This is a genomic window from Nocardia sp. NPDC060220, from assembly GCF_042727815.1.
GTDB lineage: Bacteria > Actinomycetota > Actinomycetes > Mycobacteriales > Mycobacteriaceae > Nocardia.
The window spans coordinates 1-3420 of record NZ_JBHWZY010000753.1 but is presented as its reverse complement, the minus strand read 5'-3'; the positions used below and the strand labels follow the sequence as shown (position 1 = coordinate 3420).

The window sequence follows — 3420 nt, the reverse complement described above, 5'->3', positions numbered from 1 at the left end:
GCTTTCCCACCCGGCGACCTCGCTGAAGTCGCCGAGAATCACCACCGGAAACGGCCACCGCCCCGGTGCTTCGGGCACCATCCGTCCCAGCATGCCGTCACGGTCGAGGGGCAGGTCGGCGAACTGCTCGGGCGGTGTGAGCGCGACATCGCGCAGCATCGGGCGCTGTTCCTCGAAAGCCCTGCCCGCCAGCGTTGTCAGGGCGGCGAGGTCGGGCGAGGTGTGCCCGGCCATGACCGTGACGACGAACGAGTCCACGGACATCGTCGCCGCCAGCGTCGGAACCGTCGGACGCCAGTGCGCGCGAGCCGCCGGGTGCCCGGGGATCGTGACAGCCACATTGTCCGGGCTCACCGCCGCGTCGGCGGAGTCGATCTCCTGCGCGGCCAGTCCCGCGGCTGCCGCATCGGGAAATCGCAGCAGCGTGAGCTGCAGAATCCGGCTGCTGCCGATCGAGAATTCGGTGGAAGCATCGGTGGCGCCGACGGTGTAGCCGGCCAGCATGCCGTGACGCTCCAGGACCGCGCGCACCGGATTGGCCAGCAGCGCCGCCGCTTTCGCGGCGGTCGGCAGGGGGTCCGAACCCGATCGTGAGCGGGGCACGGTCAGCGCCGGGTCGACCCTGGCCGGATTGGCGATGGCCTCGCCGAGCCGAACCGATTCGACCACGCGCCCGTGATACTCGCTGCCGCGTTCGGGCGCGCGCAGCGGGAAGCGGCTGTAGGGGCCGACATCGAGGGTGGCGGGATCCGGCACGGGCATTGGATCACCGGTCATCGCGCAGCCCGAGACCGCGGCGAGGATCACAGCGAGCGCGAGAGCCAGGGGTGCGAGTCTCACAGCGGTGCCTCCGTCCACCAGGCGGCCCGCAGCTCGGTGCCGTCCCGCGCGCCGGTGACGACGATGTAGCAGAAGCTGCGGTCGGGATCGTCGAAGTACAGCCGCAGGTAACCCGTCAGCTGCGGGGCCTTGTAGAGGTCGAGATAGGTTCCCCAGTGCAGGTTTCCGTGACTCGACGGCCTGGTCCACTGTTCGTCGCCCTCGGCGCGATCGTAGGTGGGCGGCGGGGCGATCGGGGTGCGGTCGGCGTTGCACACGAGTTCGATCGTCTGCACCGGTTCACGATTGCCGAAACACATGATCCGGCCGGTCGGGACGAAGACGTCGACGGGCAGGTCCCGTAGCTGTGCGTCGGAGGGCCTGCACCCCCACATCTCCTGGTACCCGGTCCCGAACTGTGAGGCAGGCAGCAACTCCGGAAATGCCTGCGCGACATAGGTGTACGCACCCCAGGACACCGGGTCGACCGCGGTTTGCGGTCCGAGCGCGATCGCGGTCGGCGCGTGTTCGGTGGAACCGGTTCGGCTGACACCGAGCACCGCGGCCGTCAACGCGATCAGGACAGCGGCGGCCAGCGCGCCGTAGACGAGCGGGCGCCGCCGGACGGGAGCCCGGACCGCTGCCAGCCGGACCGTCCCCTGCGCGGCGGCCGACGCGGCAGCGGCCAAGGCGCCACAGGTCGGATACCGGTCGCCGGGGTTCTTCGCGAGCGCGGTCGCGATCACCTGGTCGAATCCGGGTGGGAGCCCGGGCTTGTCGAGGGCCGGCGGGGCTTCGTTCAGATGGGCGTACATGACCGCGGCCGGGGTGTCGCGGGGGAACGGCACCGACCCCGTCAGTAGTTCGTAGAGCACGCAGCCCAGCGCGTACACGTCGGATCGGTGATCGATCGCCCCGCCGTTGATCTGCTCGGGTGCGGCATAGGCCAGGGTCGCGCTGAGCCCGGCGCCGGTCGAATCCGTGGGCGCGTCGGCGGGTCTGGCGATGCCGAAGTCGGTGATCAGCACCCGGTCGGGGCGGCCGTCCTGTTCGGCGACAAGGATATTGGCCGGTTTCACGTCGCGGTGCAGCACACCTTTGCGATGCAGCAGGTCGAGTCCCTTGGCGGCCTCGGCGACGATCCTGACCGTCCGCTCCAGCGGCAGCGCGCCCGGTCCACGGCGGATCAGCTGGGCGAGGTCGACACCGTCGACATACTGCATCGCGATCCACAACCGGCCGCCGTGCTGACCGCGATCGCGCACCGCGACCAGGTTGGGGTGGTTGAGCCGGGCCGCGATCGTGGCCTCACGCAGGAAGCGCTCACGGAACACCGCATCGCCGGAGTGCCTGTCGGACAGCACTTTCAGCGCGTCCTTGCGCGGTAGCCGCGGATGCTGGGCCAGGTAGACCGTGCCCATACCGCCCATGCCGAGGCGCCGCTCGAGGCGGTACCCGGCGAAATCCATGCCCTCAGAAACAGTCAACCGTCGTGCTTCCCGAACCTATCGGCGCCGGGACCCTTCCGGCGCAAGTCGACCGACCCGTGGCCGACCGGCCGACTATAACCCGACTGGCGGTTGGGTTACCGGGGGACAGTCGAGCTACCGGTCCACCCGGTAGTCGACAAGCAAGACAGCGGTTTACGACGCGGCACAGGACATCGTGCCCTGCCCGCTGACGTTCGATCACGATCATCGGAAGCCCTCCTCGCCACGCCGACGCGAAGCGCCTGCTGCATGGTTAGACGAGACGACCGAAGCGAATTCATCGCTGGCCCGATCCGACCGGTCGCAGCCCCACCTCGGCACTCGGGCTACTCGGCAAAGGTATCGCGCCAGTGTGGATTCGGTGCGAACGAGAACGAGTACAGGTTGCTCTGTACGTCGACCGCCGCGCCGGGGTAGTCGTTGTCACGCCACACACCGCCCACCTCACCGGCGCGTTCGAGCAGGACGACATCGGCGAATCCCGCCTGCCGCAGTCGCACGGCGGCGGCGATCCCGCCGAAGCCGGTGCCGACGATCGCGACATGATTGTGGGGGATGGGAGCACCGTGGGGGTCAGCGTGCTCCCGGGTGGTGGTCGATGACATCACTTGGCGGCCAGCCACTTCGAGTAGCTGCGCAGTGCGCGGGTTTGCACGCGCTGGTCGGCCAGCATGGCCAGCGCAGGGCTGACATCGATCGCGGGATCGGCGCCGGTGGCCATGCGCCGCATCTGGTAGCGGACCATCGCCATCTCGGTCGCCGAAGCCAGCGCCTTGTCCGTCCAGGTCACCGCTTTCATGGTCCTGGGGGCTTCGCGTCCCTCGCGCCAGCGGTGAGGCAGATCGGGCGTGACCGCGAGTGCTGTCGCCATGCCGATCAGCGCGACCTTGTTGTCCAACACTCGTTCGGCGGTGTCCCGGCGCGAGATGCCGCCGGTCAGCATGAGCGGTAGGGCGCTGGTCGCGGCCAGTTCCGCGGCCAGTTCGAGGAAGTACGCTTCGCGTGCGGCGGTGCGTCCGTCGGCGGGTCGGCCCGACATCGCGGGGCTCTCGTAGCTGCCACCCGATACCTCGACCAGGTCGACACCGAGCGAAGCGAGCATGCCGATCAC

General features: G+C 69.4%; 3 protein-coding genes and 1 pseudogene. All 4 read right to left on the bottom strand.

Translation table 11 applies throughout. From position 1 onward, the window contains the following. Positions 1-840: hypothetical protein (locus ACFWF3_RS29015; protein WP_379316736.1), on the bottom strand; the 840-nt coding region annotated here is incomplete at its 3' end. Further along, on the bottom strand, positions 837-2306 hold the full coding sequence (locus ACFWF3_RS29010; RefSeq protein ID WP_379316734.1) for a serine/threonine-protein kinase: 1470 nt from the start codon (positions 2304-2306) through the stop codon (positions 837-839). The genes ACFWF3_RS29015 and ACFWF3_RS29010, both read right to left, overlap by 4 nt. A 329-nt stretch (positions 2307-2635) precedes the next feature. Then, complete coding sequence (locus ACFWF3_RS29005; RefSeq protein WP_379316732.1) at positions 2636-2914, bottom strand: NAD(P)-binding protein; 279 nt, start codon at positions 2912-2914, stop codon at positions 2636-2638. Further along, positions 2914-3420, bottom strand: a pseudogene (locus tag ACFWF3_RS29000) (2,4-dienoyl-CoA reductase); the annotation flags it as partial. The pseudogene ACFWF3_RS29000 and the gene ACFWF3_RS29005, both read right to left, overlap by 1 nt.

What these genes read in the sequence shown, in the direction of transcription:
- ACFWF3_RS29005 (WP_379316732.1), bottom strand. Translation starts at nt 2,914, where the DNA reads ATGTCATCGACCACCACCCGGGAGCACGCTGACCCCCACGGTGCTCCC.